At 69.6% G+C, this 14,355-nt stretch carries 14 protein-coding genes; 4 read left to right on the top strand and 10 right to left on the bottom strand.

Translation table 11 applies throughout. From position 1 onward, the window contains the following. Positions 1-32: 32 nt before the first annotated feature. The 7 genes from ABCR83_RS19610 to ABCR83_RS19580 form a co-directional block, all read right to left on the bottom strand. A complete protein-coding gene (locus tag ABCR83_RS19610) occupies positions 33-2,132 on the bottom strand; it encodes a putative bifunctional diguanylate cyclase/phosphodiesterase (protein WP_462696370.1) in 2,100 nt (699 codons plus the stop codon). A gap of 173 nt (positions 2,133-2,305) precedes the next feature. Further along, positions 2,306-4,516, bottom strand: a complete 2,211-nt coding sequence (gene ligA / locus ABCR83_RS19605) for an NAD-dependent DNA ligase LigA (RefSeq protein WP_462696369.1) — start codon at positions 4,514-4,516, stop codon at positions 2,306-2,308. Positions 4,517-4,548: 32 nt separating this feature from the next. Beyond that, positions 4,549-5,553: a methionine synthase gene (locus ABCR83_RS19600; RefSeq protein ID WP_462696402.1), complete on the bottom strand. Its 1,005-nt coding sequence runs from the start codon at positions 5,551-5,553 to the stop codon at positions 4,549-4,551. A gap of 5 nt (positions 5,554-5,558) precedes the next feature. Continuing rightward, positions 5,559-7,019, bottom strand: a complete 1,461-nt coding sequence (locus tag ABCR83_RS19595) for an MFS transporter (RefSeq protein ID WP_462696368.1) — start codon at positions 7,017-7,019, stop codon at positions 5,559-5,561. Between the two features lie 112 nt (positions 7,020-7,131). Then, entirely contained in the window at positions 7,132-7,575 is a 444-nt protein-coding gene (locus ABCR83_RS19590; RefSeq protein ID WP_462696367.1) for a MarR family winged helix-turn-helix transcriptional regulator, read from the bottom strand. A gap of 55 nt (positions 7,576-7,630) precedes the next feature. Further along, positions 7,631-8,320 carry an SDR family oxidoreductase gene (locus tag ABCR83_RS19585; RefSeq protein WP_462696366.1) on the bottom strand — a complete coding sequence of 230 codons (690 nt, stop codon included), beginning with the start codon at positions 8,318-8,320 and terminating at the stop codon, positions 7,631-7,633. Between the two features lie 38 nt (positions 8,321-8,358). Continuing rightward, positions 8,359-8,898: an LOG family protein gene (locus tag ABCR83_RS19580; protein WP_462696365.1), complete on the bottom strand. Its 540-nt coding sequence runs from the start codon at positions 8,896-8,898 to the stop codon at positions 8,359-8,361. Positions 8,899-9,145: 247 nt separating this feature from the next. Here ABCR83_RS19580 and ABCR83_RS19575 point away from each other — a divergent pair, with 247 nt between their 5' ends. Both ABCR83_RS19575 and ABCR83_RS19570 read left to right on the top strand, forming a co-directional pair. Beyond that, complete coding sequence (locus ABCR83_RS19575) at positions 9,146-9,427, top strand: hypothetical protein (protein WP_462696364.1); 282 nt, start codon at positions 9,146-9,148, stop codon at positions 9,425-9,427. Further along, positions 9,424-9,858, top strand: a complete 435-nt coding sequence (locus tag ABCR83_RS19570; protein WP_462696363.1) for a PIN domain-containing protein — start codon at positions 9,424-9,426, stop codon at positions 9,856-9,858. Before ABCR83_RS19575 ends, ABCR83_RS19570 begins: the two co-directional genes overlap by 4 nt. A gap of 431 nt (positions 9,859-10,289) precedes the next feature. Here the strand turns inward: ABCR83_RS19570 and ABCR83_RS19565 are convergent, their stop codons facing one another. Together ABCR83_RS19565 and ABCR83_RS19560 are read right to left on the bottom strand one after the other, a co-directional pair. Continuing rightward, positions 10,290-11,051: a dienelactone hydrolase family protein gene (locus ABCR83_RS19565; RefSeq protein WP_462696362.1), complete on the bottom strand. Its 762-nt coding sequence runs from the start codon at positions 11,049-11,051 to the stop codon at positions 10,290-10,292. Positions 11,052-11,178: 127 nt separating this feature from the next. Then, complete coding sequence (locus ABCR83_RS19560) at positions 11,179-11,655, bottom strand: ATP-binding protein (RefSeq protein ID WP_462696360.1); 477 nt, start codon at positions 11,653-11,655, stop codon at positions 11,179-11,181. Between the two features lie 195 nt (positions 11,656-11,850). Between ABCR83_RS19560 and ABCR83_RS19555 the strand changes: the two genes are divergently transcribed. Together ABCR83_RS19555 and ABCR83_RS19550 are read left to right on the top strand one after the other, a co-directional pair. Beyond that, positions 11,851-12,702 carry a Scr1 family TA system antitoxin-like transcriptional regulator gene (locus ABCR83_RS19555; RefSeq protein WP_462696359.1) on the top strand — a complete coding sequence of 284 codons (852 nt, stop codon included), beginning with the start codon at positions 11,851-11,853 and terminating at the stop codon, positions 12,700-12,702. A gap of 13 nt (positions 12,703-12,715) precedes the next feature. Next, entirely contained in the window at positions 12,716-12,898 is a 183-nt protein-coding gene (locus ABCR83_RS19550; protein ID WP_462696358.1) for a DUF397 domain-containing protein, read from the top strand. Positions 12,899-12,929: 31 nt separating this feature from the next. Here ABCR83_RS19550 and ABCR83_RS19545 read toward each other — a convergent pair whose 3' ends face one another. Further along, positions 12,930-14,330, bottom strand: coding sequence for a serine/threonine-protein kinase (locus tag ABCR83_RS19545; RefSeq protein ID WP_462696357.1), 1,401 nt, complete (start codon positions 14,328-14,330; stop codon positions 12,930-12,932). Between the last annotated feature and the right edge of the window lie 25 nt (positions 14,331-14,355).

Below are 14,355 nucleotides of genomic sequence, written 5' to 3'. Positions count from 1 at the left end.
CCGCAACGCCCGGACACCCCGTCGGACCCGCCCTACGTCACCGCGTCCTCCTCCGCCGCCGCCGCGGTGACCGCGGGGAGCGGGGCGCTCTCGCGACGCCAGCCGCCCTCGCTGCGCAGCCGCAGCCAGGCGGTGGTCTCATCCGGCGGCATCGCGGCCGCGACCAGCCAGCCCTGCACCGCGTCGCAGCCCAGATCCCGCAGCCGCTCCCAGGTCTCGTCGTCCTCCACGCCTTCGGCGACCACCAGCAGGCCGAGCGAGTGCGCCAGGTCGAGGGTGCAGCGCACGATCTCGGCGTCCTCGTTGTCGATCGCCAGCCGGGCGACGAACGAGCGGTCGATCTTGAGCTCGCTCACCGGCAGCCGGCGCAGATGGACCAGCGAGGAATAGCCGGTGCCGAAGTCGTCGAGGGACATCTTCACGCCGTGACCGGTCAGCCCGGCCAGCGTGTCGGCGGCCCGCTGCGGGTCCTCCAGCAGGACGTGCTCGGTTATCTCCAGCTGGAGCGCGCCCGGCGGGACGCCGTGCCGGGCGAGGCGGGCGGCGACCGCGCCCGCGAAGCCCGGGGTGTGGACGTCACGCGGGGAGACATTGACGGCGACCGGCACCTCGAGGCCCATCGCCCGCCACCGGGCGACCTGCGCCAGCGCGGTCTCCAGGACGTACTCGGTCAGCCGGGGCATCAGCCCGGACGACTCGGCTATCGCGATGAACTCGTCCGGCGAGACCCGCCCCCGCTCCGGGTGGACCCACCGCACCAGGGCCTCCAGCCCCTCCACATGGCCGTCGAAGCCGACCTTCGGCTGGTAGTGGAGCTCCACCTCGCCCGCGTCGAGCGCCCGGCGCAGATCGCCCAACAGGCCCAGCCGGTCGGGGGTGTTGCCGTCGCGGCGGGCCTCGTAGACCTCGACCCCGCTGCGGTCGCGCTTGGCCTGGTACATCGCCACATCGGCCCGGCGCAGCAGGCCCTCGGCGTCGAGCGCGTGGTCGGGGTAGACGGCGACGCCCGCGCTGGCCTCGAGCACCAGGGTGAGCCCGTCCAGGTCGAGCGGCGACCCCAGGGCGGCGACCAGCGCGCGGGCGGCGCGCTGGGCGCTGGTGAGGGAGTCGGTGACGGGCAGCAGCACCGCGAACTCGTCGCCGCCGAGCCGGGCGGCCTCCGCCTCGCGCGGCAGGGCGAGCCGCAGCCGGGCGGCGATCTGGAGCAGCAGCCGGTCACCGGCGAGATGGCCGAGCGTGTCATTGACCGACCGGAAGCGATCGAGGTCGATGAGCACCAGTGCGGTGCGGTCGGCGGATTGTTCGGCTTCGTCGAGCGCGGCCCAGGTGCGCTCCAGCAGCCATTGCCGGTTGGGCAGCCCGGTGAGGGGGTCGCGGAGCTGCTCCTCCGCACGGGCGTGGGCGATCCACAGGGTGGAGTCGAGGGCGATCAGCGGGACGGCGAACAGCGGGAGCAGCAGCGGCGCATGGTCGGCGACCACGGCGATCAGCGGGGCGATGCCCAGCAGCGCCCCGCCGACGAGCGCCTGCCGGATGAGGGCGGCGCGGGCGCCGCTGGTGGTCAGCCCCGTGCGGGGGGCCAGATAGCGCCAGAGCAGGGCGCGGGTGACGGCGAGATAGACGAAGGCGGTCAGGGCGATCTCGGGGACGTCGGCCGGCCGCCAGGTGTCGGGCAGCCAGGGGTGCTCGACGGAGACGTCCGCGCCCCAGGCGTTGAGCACCAGCCCGCCGGCGGCCACGCCGAGGATGTCGACGGCACAGTGCAGTAAGGCCTGGCGCCATCGGTGCCGGCGGGCGATGGCGACAAAGGTGACCACCGCGATGCCGATCAGGGCGGCGGGCAGCCAGCCGAAGAGCAGCAGGACGGCCAGGGTGAGGGCGGCGCCCGAGCCGGTGCCGCCCCACCAGCGGTCGCGGCCGAGCGCGACCAGGTGGGCGACGATCAGTGCGGTGAGGGTGGCCAGGGACCAGCCGACGGTATGGCCGGGGAACAGGGCCCGCCCGGCGCTGAGCGCGCCGAAGATTCCCGCGGCGAGCACCAGCGCGGCGAGGGGGACGCAGACCACCGGAAGCGCGGGCGGTGGATCCCGGCGCAGCCGTGATACCGGTTCGGCGCTGTCGGTGGGTTTCATGCCCGTCCCTCTCACAGCCGGCGGTGCCCGCGCCACGGCAGGCGCACATCTCAACAGTAGGCCGCAGAAGGCTACGACGGGCAGCGATCGGCAACGGTTGCCCGAACGGGATCCGGCCTTCTGCAGCCATCTGGCAGGCGCTGTAGGGGTAATGCCCACTGACTATGCGGGCATTACTCCGACGGGGTGGCCTCCTGAGGCACCGCGGCGGCGCGGGCGGCCTCGGGCCCTTCCGCGAGCAGCACGGCGAAGCCGTCCTCTTCGAGGACGGGGACCTTCACCTGCATCGCCTTGTCGTACTTCGATCCCGGGTTGTCGCCCACCACCACGAAGTCGGTCTTTTTGGAGACCGATCCGGTCACCTTCGCGCCCTGGCTCTGGAGTGCCTCCTTGGCGGCATCGCGGGTGTAGGAGGCGAGGGTTCCGGTGACGACGACCGTCAGCCCGGCCAGTGGCCGGGGGGCCTCCTCCTCGCCCGCCGCCTCCTCCATGCGGACGCCGGCGGCCCGCCACTTCTCGATGATCTCGCGGTGCCAGTCCTCGGCGAACCACTCCCGGACGGCGGTGGCGATGGTGTCGGACACCCCGTCGACGGCGGCGAGTTCCTCCTGGCTGGCCTCGGCGATCCGGTCGACCGACCGGAATTCACGGGCCAGTGCGGCCGCGGCGACCGGCCCCACATGGCGGATGGACAGGCCGTTGACGATGCGGGCGAGCGGGCGGTCCTTGGCGGCCTGGATGTTCTCCAGCATGGCGAGGGCGTTCTTCTTGGGCTCGCCCTGCTGGTTGGCGAAGAAGGTGACGACCTTCTCCTCGCCCGTCTTGGGATCGCGCTTGGGCAGGCCGCTGTCCGGGTCCAGCACATGGGACTTGATGGGCAGCAGTTCCTCGATCGTCAGGTCGAAGAGATCGCCCTCGTTCTTCAGCGGCGGAGTGGCGGGTTCCAGGGGCTGGGTGAGGGCGGTGGCCGCCACATAGCCGAAGTTCTCGATGTCCAGGCACTGACGGCCCACCAGATAGTAGACGCGCTCGCGGATCTGGGCGGGGCAGGTGCGGGAGTTGGGGCACCTGAGGTCGATGTCGCCCTCCTTCATCGGGCGCAGCTCCGACCCGCACTCGGGGCACTCGGCGGGCATCACGAACTCCCGCTCGGTGCCGTCCCGCAGATCCACCACGGGGCCGAGGACCTCGGGGATCACATCGCCCGCTTTGCGGATCACCACGGTGTCGCCGATGAGGACGCCCTTGGCCTTGACGACCTCCTGGTTGTGCAGGGTGGCGAACTCGACCTCGGATCCGGCGACCGTGACCGGCTCGAAGACCGCCTGCGGGGTCACCCGCCCGGTACGCCCGACACCCACGCGGATGTCGATGAGCCTGGTGTTGACCTCCTCCGGCGGGTACTTCCAGGCGATGGCCCAGCGCGGGGCGCGCGCGGTGGAGCCCAGGCGCCCCTGGAGGGGGATCTCGTCGAGCTTGACGACCACGCCGTCGATCTCGTGCTCCATCGAGTGCCGGGTCTTGGGCCGGCCGTAGTGCGCGATGAACTCGCGCACCTCATCGAGGGAGTTGACGACCTTGGCGTGCGCGGCGGTGGGCAGGCCCCACTCGCGCAGCAGCTCATAGGCGTGCGACTGGCAGTCGATGGCGAAGCCCTCGCGGGCGCCGACGCCGTGCACCACCATGTGCAGCGGCCGGGTCGCGGTGACCCTGGGGTCCTTCTGGCGCAGTGAACCGGCGGCCGCGTTACGCGGGTTGGCGAACGGCTTCTCACCGGCCTCCACCAGGCGGGCGTTGAGCTGCTCGAACTCCGCCATCGGGAAGTAGACCTCACCGCGCACCTCGACCAGGGCCGGGACGCGGTCGCCCCCGAGGCGGTCGGGGATCTCGGCGATGGTGCGGACGTTGGGGGTGATGTCCTCGCCGGTGCGGCCGTCGCCACGGGTGGCGGCCCGGGTGAGGCGCCCGTGCTCATAGGTGAGGTTGACGGCGAGGCCGTCGACCTTGAGCTCGCACAGGAAGTGATACGAGGCGCCCTCGCCCACGTCCTTGGCGATGCGCTCCGCCCAGGCGGTCAGCTCCTCGTCCGTGAAGGCGTTGTCCAGCGAGAGCATCCGCTCACGGTGCTCGACGGAGGTGAACTCCGTTTCGTAGACACCCGCGACCTTCTGGGTGGGCGAATCGGGTGTGCGCAGCTCCGGATGCGCCTCCTCCAGGGCCTCCAGCGAGCGCAGCAGTCGGTCGAATTCGGCGTCGCTGATGACCGGCGCGTCCTTCACGTAATACCGGAAGCGGTGCTCCTCGACCTGCTCGGCCAGCAGCGCGTGCTGCTCCCGCGCCGCAGCGAGCCTGTCGCCGTGCCCGCCGTGCTGTTCGACAGCCACCGTCTCTTCCTCCCGTTGCATGATGAGCGCCGTCACTCAGGGTTGTCCGCGAGTGATCTCGCCGCCCGGACGCAGTGCGCGAGCGCCGCCCGGGCATACCCGGGCGAAGCACCCGCCAGCCCGCACGCCGGAGTGACGGCCACGGACTCGGCAAGAGTCCCCGGCGGCAGCCCCAGCCTGCGCCACAGCGTCCTGACCCCCATGACGCTACCGGCAGGGTCTGACAATGGGCCGTCCACGCCGGGCACCACGCCCGCGAGGAGTCTGGTGCCCGCCTCCACGGCCTCCCCGAGGGCTTCGTCCTCACGTTCGGTGAGCAGCGAGAAATCGAACGAGATGGCTGTCGCGCCGGCTCGCCGCAGCAGCGCGAACGGCACCTCGGGGGCGCAGCTATGGACGATCAGCGCGCCCTCCGCGGCCTGCGCCACCTGTCGCAGCGCACCCTCGGCCACGCCCCGGTCGACCGCCCGGTGGGTGCGGTAGCCGCTGGCCGTACGAACCTGTCCGCGCAGCACCGCGGTCAACGACGGCTCGTCGAGCTGAAGCACCACCCGCGCCCCGGGCACCCGGCGCCTTACCTCCGCGAGGTGTGTCCGCAGCCCCTCGGCGAGCGAGGCGGCCAGGTCCCGGCAGGCTCCGGGGTCGCTCAACGCGGCCTGGCCGCCGCGCAGTTCGAGCGTGGCGGCCAGGGTCCACGGGCCGACGGCCGAGACCTTCAGCAGGCCCTGGTATCCCTGGGCAAACTCCTCGAGCGCGTCCAGGTCCTCGCCCAGCCAGGACCGCGCCCGCCGGGTGTCCCGCCCCGGCCGGTCGCCGATCCGCCACCCGCTGGGCTCGACATGCGCGAACACCTCGACCAGCAGCCCCGCAGTGCGGCCGATCATGTCCGCGCCGGGCCCCCGGGCGGGCAGTTCCGGCAGGTACGGCAGGTTCTCCAAGGACCCGGTGACGGTCTTCGCCGCCTCCCGGGCGTCCGTCCCGGGCATGGAACCGACCCCGGTGGCAATGCCACCGGGGCCCCAGTCCAACTCGCTCATTTCGCTCACTCAGGAAGGGTACGAGAACCCTCGCGCCCGGCGCGCAGCCCCAGCCAGGCGGCCAGGCCACCGGCCAGGTACACAGCACCGACCAGGGCGAAGATCACCGTGATCCCCGGGTACCAGCCGGTGACCCCGGCGAGCACGGCGCTCATCACGGCGATGCCGACCAGGCTGCCGATCTGGCGGTTGGCGTTGAGGGCGGCGCTGGCGATGTTGGCATGCGCCGGTCCGGCCGACTCCATCAGTGCGCCGGTCATGGCCGGGGAGGCGACGCCGATGCCGATGTTGAGGGCGCCGAGGACGACGGCGAGGACCCAGTAGGGCATGCCGGGCGAGACGGTGAAGGCCAGGATGATCATGCCGGCGGCCGAGAAGCCCAGAGAGAGGGCGAGGGCGGCGCGGTTGCCGATGCGACGGCCGTAGCGGGCGTAGAGGATGTTGCCGATGGGCCAGACGAGTTGGGCGGGCAGCATTTCCAGGCCGGCCACCATCGGGCTCGCACCACGCGCCTGCTGGAAGAAGAGGCCGAGCACGAACAGCCCGCCATAGGCGCCGAAGTTGAAGAAGAAGCCGATGAGGCTCGCGGCCCGCACCCCGGAGTTGGCGATGAGCTCACTGGGCAGGATGCGCTGCGCCGCACGACGCTCCCGGGCGGCGAAGCCGAGGGCACCGGGCACGGCCACCGCGAGGGCGCCCAGCACCGCGGGGGCGGTCCAGCCGAGCTCCGGCCCCTGGATCAGGCCATAGCTGAGACCGGCCAGGGCGAGCAGTCCGAGGGCGTGCCCACCGGCACCGAGCATGCCCGGCTTGCCGGGTATGGGGGCGACCACGCGACGGGCCAGGAACAGTCCGACGATGCCCACCGGCAGGTTGATCAGGAAGATGGAGCGCCAGCCCAGCGAGCCGACCAAGATCCCGCCCAGCGCGGGCCCGACCCCGGCCGCGACGGAGACGATCGCCGACCACAGACCGAGCACCCGGGCCCGCTCCTTGGCCCCCGGGAAGGCGTTGAGCAGCAAGGTCAGCGAACTGGGCATGAACAGCGCGGCGCCCGCGCCCTGCAGCAGCCTGGCCACGATCAGCACGGCCGCCGTGGGCGCCACCGCGCACAGCAGCGAGGATGCGACGAACAGTCCCAGCCCGGTGAGGTAGATGCGGCGGGCTCCATAGCGGCCGGCCAGCGAGCCTGCCAGCAGCAGCAGCGAGGCGAAGACCAGGATGTATCCGCTCACCACCCAGGTGAGGCCGGAGAGGGACAGGTGCAGTCCGCTGCGGAGGGACGGCCCCGCGACATTGATGATCGTCGTGTCGAGAGCGGCCATCACAAACCCAAGAGCCAGGGCGAGGAGTTGGAGCCCCTGACGCTTGGGGGCGGCGAGTGCGGCGGGGGTGGCGGGGGTGGCGGCTGCCGGGGCCGCCGGGGCTGCCGGGGCCGCCGCCGGAGTGCGGGTCTCAGTGATCATGCAAAAGAAGTTACAGCTGTATCGATTACAGCGACAATAGTTACAGCTGTAACTTTACTAAGGCTATACAGAAGCCCCTGGGTCACCCGCTCTCCCAGGGGCTACGCCGCGCTCAGCGCTCCTCCGACCCGGTCAGTGCCCGGTACAGCCGGTCGCGCAGCTCATCCAGCTCGTCCTGCGGGAGATGACCCAGCGGCGACTCCTCCCCCATCCGCCGCATCAGCTCCAGCCTCAACTCCTGCCCCGCCTCGGTCAGAACGAGCTGCTTGGCCCGCCGGTCCTGCGGATGCGGCTCCCGCACCACCAGGCCCCGCTTCTCCAGCTTGTCCATGACGTAAGTGACGTTCGGCGGCTCGCAGTTCAGCACCACGGCCAGTTCCCGCGCCGTCCTCGGGTCCCCCAGTTCCTCCAGGGCCTTGGCCTGCGTCAGCGTGAGGTCGAACTCGGCGATCCGGCTGCGCCGGTGCGCATCCATCCGCTTGCCCAGCTCATTGATGAGGAGTCGTATGTCCCGGATCGAGGATCCGGCTGTCACGGTGTCCAGTGCACTAGTCATGGCTTCAGCGTACGCCCGGCCTCAGCGACCATCCCGCTCCAGCGGCCTGGCCGGTTCAGCGACCTGGCCGGACTGTCAGATCGTTGATCTCGGCATCCCGCGGCAGATCGAGGGCGAGCAGCACCGTGGTCGCCACCGACTGCGGCTCGATCCACTTCCCCGCCTGATACTCCCGGCCCTCCTGCCGGTGCACCTTCTCCTGCATCGCGGTGGCCGTACGCCCCGGGTAGACGCTGGTGACCCGCACACCGTGCTCATGCTCCTCCGCGCGCAACGCATCGGCGAGCGCCTTGAGCCCGTGCTTGCTCGCCGCATACGCGCTCCAGCCGGCGTGCGCACTGAGCCCCGCCCCCGAGTTGACGAAGACGATCTGCCCCTTGGCGACGCGCAGTTGCGGCAGCAGCAGCCGGGTCAGCTCGGCCGGGGCCACCAGGTTGACCGCGAGCGTGCCGCTCCAGGTCTTGGTCGTCAGATCACCGACCATCCCGAGGTCGACCACGCCCGCGATGTGCAGCAGCGAGTCGATCCGGTCGGGCAGCGTCTGATGGCTCAGCGCCCAGGACAGCCGGTCCGGGTTGGCCAGGTCGGCGACGAGCGTACGGGCCCCCGGGAACCGCGCGGCCAGTTCCTTGGCCCGCCCCGCGTCCCGCGCGAACAGATACAGCTCGTCCCCGCGGGCGAGCAGCCGCTCGGCGACGGCCGCCCCAATGCCCGATCCGGCACCAGTGATCACATGAGTTGCCATGCGCGCCAGTTTGCCCTACTGCCCTATCGCGCGCCTGCTCACCTTTCCAGATACGCCAGCTCCAGATACGCCAGCGCACTCGCGCCGTCCTCGGCGAAGAACACCAGGTCCGCGAGGGGAACGGGGAGGAACCCCTCCGCCTCCATCCGCAGCAGCTGCTCCTTCAGCCCGTCATAGAACCCGGCCGTGTTCAGCAGCACCACGGGTTTGGCGTGCAACCCGTGCTTCTTCAGCTCCAGGATCTCGGTCGCCTCGTCCAGCGTCCCCGTCCCGCCGACCATGATCACAACCGCGTCACCACGCGCGAGCAGCCCCGCCTTGCGCTCGGCCAGATCCTTGGCGATCACCATCTCGTCCGCGCTCTTACGGGCCTTGGCGGCCAGGAACTCCACCGACACCCCGACCAGCCGCCCGCCGTGCTGCTGCACCCCGTCCGCCATCACCTTCATCAGCCCGGACTCCGAACCACCCCACACCATGGTGTGCCCGCCCTTGCCGATCCGCCCGGCGAATTCGCGGGCGGGAGTGGTGTAGCGGTCATCGAGGTCGGCGGCGGAGCAGAAGACGGTGATGTTCATGGGGGCAGGATACGGGGGGCTGCGGGCAGCCCACACTTCCTGGCCGCAAGCCATCCATCAACTCTTCACCACAAGAGGTGACTTGGGCGGGAGGGCAACTAGATCGGTGGTTACGCTCGCGCCGGGCGGCCCGGGCATCGGCGGTCGCCTCGTCGACGGCCGCCGGGCCGACATCCACGTTCGTGAACATCCAGAGCCTAAGCTGGAGAGACGCATGACACCCGCCCTCGCGTTAAGGGAGCCGACCATGTCGACCGCACCCGACAGCACGCCGCGACCGGCCGCTTCCTCCTCCACGGAGGCACACCCGCTGCGTACCATCCGCGACATCCGGGCCGCCCTGCCCGAAGATCAGCAGGGACACTTCGATGCTCAGCTGGCCGAGACCGACATCGATGACCTGTCTGCGGTACTGACTCGATGGGCGACTCTGGGGACCGACGGCTTCTTGGACTGGATGCTCACGACCCCCTTCGAGGGTCTGGAGTTCGGGGAACGCTCTTATGACGAGCAGGCGGATGACAAGTGAGCTACCTACTGGACACAAATGTGGTCGCCGAACTCACCGTCAGGCCCAAACCCGAGCCGTCCGTCGTGGCGTGGGCACGCTCCCTCGCTGCAAATGACTTCTTCCTCAGCTCCATGACAATGGCCGAGATCCAGTTCGGCGTTGACTGCGCGCCGAACCCCCAGCGGAAGGCCCTCTACGCGACAGTCTTGTCGGAACTACGAGCAGAATACGAGGGCCGGATCATCGCGATCGGAGAACCCGAGGCAGCAGCCTTCCTGGCCATTCACAAGAGGCTCAAGGCCGAAGGCAACGGCATCGACCCGCCGGATGCCCTCATCGCCGCCACCGCGATGGCCAATGGTTGGACGGTGGCCACCCGCAACATCAAGCACTTGGAGCGGACCGGCGCCTCGCTGGTCAATCCGTGGGATTACGACGGCCAGCGCTAGCTACGGAGTGTTTCTGCACCGCTTCGCGGTTTGGGGGGGCAGGGCAGCAGGGGGCTGCGCCCCTGTGGGCCCGCCCGCTGCGCGGCCGGATGGGGGTGGGCCGGAGCAGGGGTGGAGCCGTGGTCCGTTGGTGGTGCGGAGTGCCGGGCTGTGCCCGGGGCCGCTCCGCTGCGCTGCGCGGGGTTGGTGGGGGCGTGGTGCTTGGTGGGGTGGTTCAGGGATGAACTTGCCCCGGTTTCCTGCAGTGAGAAGGGCCTTGGGTGAGGGAAATGGCTCCCTTAATGAAGTGCAGCCGGGGCAATCAGGGCAATCAGGGCGAACCTGCCGAGGTCCGGTACGGTACCGGGCCCCGAAGGGGCGCGGGGCGGCTGCGCGATGCGGCTCCGCCGTGTGGGCGCGACCAGCCACGGACCGACCGCAGCCGCATGACCTCACTTTCCAGCGAAGCGCTTGGCTTCGACGGCGAGGGCTCGCAGGATCCTGTCCCACGCCGCCTCCGCCGCCTCCGCGTGATAGGTGTCCGGGCGGTCCTCGCACAGGAAGCCATGGGCGGCGTCCGGGTAGGCGACCAACTCATGCTGGACGCCCGCCTCTTGGAGCCGCTTCTCCATCCGCTCCCGTTCATCGGCGGTGATCAGGAAGTCCCGCTCGCCGACCAACCCCAGCAGGAACGTGCCGCGCTCCGCGATCACGGCGGCACCGGCCGGTGAGAGCGGCGGCTCCGGCTCGGCGAGCGGGATCCCGCCGTCCAGGGTCCAGCCGCCGTAGCAGCTGACCACCAGGTCAAGTTGCAGCCGGGTGGCGGCGAGCACTCCCAGGTGCCCGCCGAGCGAGAAGCCCACAAAGGCGCGGATGCCGATGTTTTCGCCCGTGAGGGCGGCGGCGGTGTCCGCCGCCACACTCTCCTGGGTCAGACCGCCCAGCAGCCGGAATCCCTCCTGGCGACCCGCGTCGTCATAGCCGAGTTCGGCGCGGCGGGCCTGCCGCCAGTAGAAGTCCGGGGCCACGGCCCGGTATCCCGCACCGGCCAGCCGCCGGCAGGCCCCTTCCACCCAGGCCGTGACGCCGAACAGCTCCATGCCCACCACGACGGTGGCGGTGGGGGTGCGACCGCCTGCCGGCTGGGCGATGTACGCGTCAGGCCCCTCGGGCAGGCGTACCCAGTCGGCTGTGACGGGTGAGTTCTCCGGCATGGGCTCACTCCAAGGTGGACTCAGGCATGAACGGCGGCTTGGCGGCAACGCCGTGACTGTGGCCGGCATGTTACGCCATCGATTACCGGTACTGGTGGGGCAGTTGAGGATGCAGTGAATTCCGCCCTCAGGCGGCCAAGGCCGGCGCCAGCGCCGGAGGGGGCGGATCTTCGGGCAGTACCAGCTCAAACCAGATCAGCTTGCCGTCCTCGCCGAGCGGGAAGCCGCCCCATCGGTGTGCGAGAAGGTCAAGGATCAGCAGGCCTCTCCCCCGGCTCGCATCGGCGGTGGGCTGTTCGGGCCGAACCGGCAGCTCCAGGCCGCCGTCGGCGACGCTCACCCGCAGGACGGGGTGCGACCAGAAGAGCCGGACCGTCGCCGGTCCGCCGGAGTACCGGACGGAGTTGGTGGCCAGCTCCGATGTCAACACCTCGGCCCTGTCCATCAGTTCGCTCAGCTCGTGAGCGACCAGCACGGCCCGCAGGGTCGTCCTGGCGATCCCAGGGCCACGGGGGTCACAGGGGAAGGCAAGTTCGTACTCCCAGGGGTCGGCGAAGGGGATGGGGGCGGGGAGTTGGGGCCGGGGCGTTGGTGGCGTGGGCACGGGGCACCTCCTGTGGGGCGGTGGTGGGCTGGGCGCCTCCGCACTCAGACTGACAAGCGAGTGGCGCGGGTCACACAGTAGGGCACGGCTACTCACGTGTGAGCCAAAACTCACGAACGAGTGAGCAGTTGACGGACTCACTGGACCATGGCGAACCGCACTGCCAGACTGTTCCGCGCACATGAGAGAGGATCCATGGCTCCACGGAACGCCCCCACAGGCCGCCAGAGACGCCTGGCAACCGAGATGCGCCGCCTACGCGAACAGGCAGGCATCTCCATTCAAGAGGCGGCCGCGATGCTCGGCGCCGATCGCACGATGATCTCTAACGTCGAGGCGGGACGAACCGGGCTCAGCGAAGAACGAGTTCGCCAACTGGCCTGCCACTACAAGTGTCCGGACCCGAGGCTGATCGACGGGCTTGCGGCAATGGCAGGCCGCCGAATGCGACCTTGGTGGAACGAATATCGGGGAAAACTTCCCGACGGACACCTCGATGTGTCCGAGATCGAGTATCACGCCACCCGCATCCGGACCGCGCAGACCATTCACCTACCTGGCCTCTTCCAGACAGAGGACTACGCCCGGGCCATCTTCAATCTCGCCGTGCCGGAACTGCCGCGCTTGCAGCTGGAACTACGAGTCGCCCACCGTATGGACCGCCAAGCCGTTGTCACGGGTAGCCAGGCGACCCCGTACATCGGCATCATCCACGAAGCAGCGCTGCGGCTGGAGTTCGGAGGCCGGGATGTAGCCAGGAAGCAACTGAACTACCTGGCAGACGCGGCAGACTGGGACAACGTCACGTTCCTGGTCATCCCGTTCAGTGCGGGTGCCTTCCACGGCGCGGGCCAATCGATCCTCTACACGGAAGGCCCTGTTCCTGAGCTGGACACAGTCCACCTGGACACCGCCTTTGGCGCGCATTTTGTAGATGCCCCGACACCACTAGCCAACTACCGTGCATTGCTGGACCTGATGGAAAATTCCGCACTCGCTCCGGACGAATCTCAAAAGCTCATCCGGTCCATCGCACGCGATCCGTGAGAGGACCTAGACATTGCGTCACCATGATTGGCAACGCTCAACCTTTTGTGCAGGCGGTGGCAACAACTGCGTCCAGGTGACCGTGACGATCAACGAAGCCGCTCTCCGCGAGAGCGAATCCCCAGCACACGTCATATCGACCAGCCCAGACGCCCTCCGCGCCCTGTTCAACAGCGTAAAAGCCGGAGCTCTCTGAGCTCCACAAGCTCCGCCCGCATCGCGGATGGCTACTCCGGCGGGCCGACATCGACCCGGAGATAGAAACGGCCGTTCTCGGCGCGTACCCAAGCGTCATGAACCGTCGGCTTGCGGTACCCGCTGACCTTCACGGGCAGGACGCACCAGTTCTTCGGGCAGTTGGTGAGGCTCTTGACGTACCCAACTGCCCCCATACCATGCTGATATTTGAGCCATGTCCTTGCGGCTTCCATCTGCGTAGGACATCCAGCGAAGCAAGAGCCGTCCGCCTCATAGGTCACCCGTGCCCGGTCGGCATCACCGTCTTCTTCGTTTGTCCGGGTGAAACCGGTAGGGTCCGTCATTTCCTTGGTTGCACGTACATTGGCCTGATAGGCGGCGGAATCCTCCCTCTTCTGGTACAGCGAATATCCGAATATGGACGCACCCACCACCAGAGCCAGCGCCACCACACTGATCACCGCGGTCCGTACCGGCCTCCGGCGGCGCAGCACGGCAGGCGAGGCGAGCGGCTGCGGAGGTGGGACGACCGGCGGCGAGCCCACCGGCGGAGGCGGAAGAGGGGGCTGGACGGGCACCGCTGCGGGCCGCACATCGACGGCTGTCGGCCGGTATGAAGTCAGCGCGGCCAGCATCGAGTTCAGCTGATCCATGGTCAGCCGCTGGGCCGGATCCTTGCGGAACAGAGCGCTGAGCAGGGGTTCGAGGGGCCCGGCGCGCTTGGCGGCGATCGGCTCTTCCGTGGCGACGGCGACAAAGACCGCGCTGGGGCTCGCCCCGTCGAACGGAGGGTGGCCCTCCACCGCGTTGTAGAGGGTCGCGCCCAGCGACCAGAGGTCGGACTCGGCGGTGGCGGGCAGGCCACGTACCTGCTCGGGAGCCATAAAGGCCGGGGTGCCCATGAGCATGCCGGTGCCCGTCAGGGTCACATCACCATGGACGGCCGCGATCCCGAAGTCGCTCAGGACGACGCGATCGCCTTCCAGCAGTATGTTGGCGGGTTTGATGTCCCGGTGGGTGATGCCCATCCGGTGCGCGACGCTGAGGGCCTCGGCCATCTGGCGCCCGATTTGGGCTACTTGGTGCGGTGGTAGCGGGCCTTGCCTGGCGAGGAGGTCGTCCAGGGACCCGCCCTGCACCAGCTCCATGACGATCCATGGGCGTCCGTCATCGCCGGTGACCCGGTCGTGCACGGTGATGATGCCGGGATGCTTCAACCGTGCGGCGGCGCGAGCCTCCCGGTCCAGCCTGGCGATCCAGTTCTCCCGCTCGGCGGTACCGAGGTGTTCGGGAAGGCGAAGCTCCTTGACGGCCACATCCCGGTCCAGCTGCTCATCACGAGCACGCCAGACCGCTCCCATGCCGCCCTGCCCCAACAGACCGGTCAGCCGGTACCGGTCTGCCAGTATCCCTCCGATATCCCCTGCCACAGCTGTGGACTATAGCCGCGGCAGT

The sequence above is a fragment of the Streptomyces xingningensis genome (genome assembly GCF_054957865.1).
Note: the sequence above shows the minus strand (reverse complement) of the source record. Positions and strands in the feature narration are given on the sequence as shown.